Source organism: Motilibacter deserti (genome assembly GCF_011250635.1).
GTDB classification, from domain to species: domain Bacteria; phylum Actinomycetota; class Actinomycetes; order Motilibacterales; family Motilibacteraceae; genus Motilibacter_A; species Motilibacter_A deserti.
The window spans coordinates 1-2,929 of record NZ_JAANNP010000173.1 but is presented as its reverse complement, the minus strand read 5'-3'; the positions used below and the strand labels follow the sequence as shown (position 1 = coordinate 2,929).

Sequence of the window (2,929 nt, the reverse complement as noted above, 5' to 3'; positions counted from 1 at the left end):
TCCAGCCGAGGGCGGAGATGCGCGAGACGTCGAGCAGCTTGCGCGGCGTACCGTCCGGTCGCGAGGTGTCGAACTCGAGTTCCCCCTGGTAGCCGACGACGCCGGCCACCGTCTCGGCCAGCTCGCGGATCGTGACGTCCTCGCCGACGCCGATGTTGATCGTCTCGGGGTCGTCGTAGCGCTCGAGCAGCGCCACGCACGCGCGCGCGAGGTCTTCGACGTGCAGGAACTCCCGGCGCGGCGTCCCGGTGCCCCAAAGCTGCACCGCGGGCGCCCCGGCCAGCTTGGCCTCGTGGAAGCGGCGGATCAGCGCCGGCAGGACGTGGCTCTTCTCCAGGTCGAAGTTGTCGTTCGGGCCGTAGAGGTTCGTCGGCATCGCGGAGATGTAGGGCAGGCCGTACTGCCGGCGCAGCGCCTGGACCTGCATGATCCCGGCGATCTTCGCGATCGCGTAGGCGTCGTTCGTGGGCTCGAGCTTGCCGGTCAGCAAGCTGTCCTCGCGGATCGGCTGCTCGGCGAACTTCGGGTAGATGCAGCTGGACCCGAGGAAGAGCAGGCGGCCCACCCCGACGCGGGCCGCCGCGTCCATGACGTTGACCTGGATGCGCAGGTTGTCGGACAGGAAGTCGGCCGGGTAGGTGTTGTTGGCGACGATCCCGCCGACCTTGGCGGCCGCCACGACCACCACGTCGGGGCGCTCCGCAGCGAAGAACTCGTCGACGGCGGCCCGGTCGCGCAGGTCGAGCTCGGAGGACCGGCGACCGAGGAGCCGGGTGAACCCGCGCGCCTCGAGCTGACGCCAGATCGCCGAGCCCGCGAGCCCGCGATGTCCGGCGACGTAGACCTTGGCGTCGAGCGGAAGCTCGGGCATCGCTGCTCCTGTCGTGATGGTCCAGACCGGGCTTCAGGCTACCTTCGGCCCGTGTGCCGTGCTCCCGGTCGGTACCGTGACGGGGTGAAGGTGCTGGTGGCCCACAACCTCTACCGCTCGGACTCCCCCTCGGGGGAGAACCTCGCGGTCGAGACGGAGATCGGGCTGCTGCGCGCAGCAGGCGTGGAGGTCGTGACCCACGTGCGCTCGAGTGACGAGATCGACGGCTTCACCGCCCGCCAGAAGGCGCTGCTCCCGCTGCGCCCGTTCCGCTCCGGCGAGGACGTGCGCGCGGTCGAGGGCCTCATCGACGCCTCCCGTCCCGACGTCCTGCATCTGCACAACCCGAACCCGCTCATCTCCATGTCGGTCGTCGACGCCGCCAAGCGGCGCGGCGTGCCGGTGGTGATGTCCGTGCACAACGCGCGGCACACCTGCATCCGCGGCTCGTTCTTCCGGGACGGCCACCCGTGCCACGACTGCCAGGGGCGCGCGCCGTGGCCCGGCGTCGTGCACGGCTGCTACCGCGGCTCGCGCGCGCAGTCGGCGGCGGCGGCCGGGGCGCTCGTCGCCCATCGCGGCTCCTACCGCCGCATCGACCGCTTCCTCGCCGTCTCCGACTCCGTACGCCGTGAGCTGCTCGCGAGCGGCTTCCCCGCCGAGCGGCTGACCGTCAAGCCGAACGCCCTGCCCGACCCCGGCCCGTCGTCGCCGCCGACCACCCGGGACGTGGTGTTCGTCGGCCGCATGACCGAGGAGAAGGGCGTCCGGCTGCTGCTCGACGCCTGGCAGCACCTCCCCGACGGAGCGCAGGGCACGCTGACGCTCGCCGGGTCCGGGCCGCTCGAGACCGCGGCGCGCGAGGTCGCGGCCCGGCGCAGCGACCTCGTGGTGGCCGGCCAGCTCGACGCCACCGGGGTCGACGCCGTCATCCGCCGCGCGGCCGCCGTCGTCATCCCGTCGGTGTGGGCGGAGCCCTTCGGCCTCGTCGCGCTGGAGGCCTACTCGCGCAGCCGTCCGGTGATCTCGACCGGGGCCGGCGGGTTGGCCGACTTCCTCGGCCCGGACCGGTCGTGGCAGGTGGCGCCCGAGCCGGCGGCGTGGGCCGACGCGCTCGCCGGCCTGGACGTGGCCGAGGCCGCGCGCAAGGGCGCGGCGGCCCGTGAGCACTACGCCACCGCGTACAGCCCCGATGCCGTCATCACGCAGTTGACCGATGTCTATGCAGAGCTGGCCGGCCGCGCGGCCCTGCCCGGTGCGCACCGGGGCGCCTCGTGAGCCTGACCGCTCCGGCCCGCCCGGGCGCCCGCTCCGCGAGCCCCGGCACCGACGGCCCGCTCCTCGTCCCGGGCACGCTGCTCATCACCTACCTGCTCTGCACCGGGCGCTGGGGCAGCTACCTGGGCTGGCCCGAGCGCGGGGTCTACGTCACGGACCTCGGCATCGTGGCCACCGCGGCCTGGGTCGTCGTCCGCCACCGGGCGCACATCGTCGTGACCCGCGAGCGGCTGCTCGCACTGCTCCCGGTCGCCGCGCTGCTCGTCTGGGCCGGCGTCCGCTTCGTCCTCAGCGGCGCGGTCGACACCACCTCCCTGCGCGACCTCGCGCCCTACGCCTACGCCGTGCTCGCCCTCACCGCCCTCGTGCGGGTGGGGCCGGCGGCGTGGCGGCGTACGGCGTGGGTCGTGACCGGCGGGCTCGTGCTGCACCTGGTGTGGGTGGCCGCCGTGGTGGCCTGGCCGGACGTGCCGGAGCAGCTGCCCCTGCTGGGCGGGCGGGTGCACGTGCTAGAGCTCCGGCAGGACTTCGACGGGGCCGCCCTGGGCCTGCTCGCCGCGGTCTGCCTGCACGCCGCGCTCACCGCCTCGCGGATCGTGCCCCGGCTGGCGGCCGGCCTGCTCGCGCTCCTGACGGTGCCCGTCGTCCTGCAGCTGGCGAACCGGGCCGGGCTCCTCGCCCTGCTGGCGGCCGTGGTCGTCGTCCTCCTGGTGGACGCCCGCCAGCTGATGCGGGTGCGGCCGGCCTACCTGGCGGCCGGCGCGGTCGTCGTCGTGGCCG

The 2,929-nt window shown here is 74.3% G+C and carries 3 protein-coding genes; 2 read left to right on the top strand and 1 reads right to left on the bottom strand.

Annotated features, from left to right (window positions below):
- A partial coding sequence (locus G9H71_RS21960; RefSeq protein WP_166284894.1) for a GDP-L-fucose synthase family protein occupies positions 1–871 on the bottom strand: 871 nt, incomplete at its 3' end.
- Positions 872–955: 84 nt separating this feature from the next.
- Here G9H71_RS21960 and G9H71_RS21955 point away from each other — a divergent pair.
- Positions 956–2,149 (top strand): glycosyltransferase, encoded by a 1,194-nt coding sequence (locus G9H71_RS21955; protein ID WP_166284893.1) that lies wholly within the window; start codon positions 956–958, stop codon positions 2,147–2,149.
- On the top strand, positions 2,146–2,929 hold a 784-nt coding region (locus G9H71_RS21950; RefSeq protein WP_166284892.1), incomplete at its 3' end, for a hypothetical protein. The genes G9H71_RS21955 and G9H71_RS21950, both read left to right, overlap by 4 nt.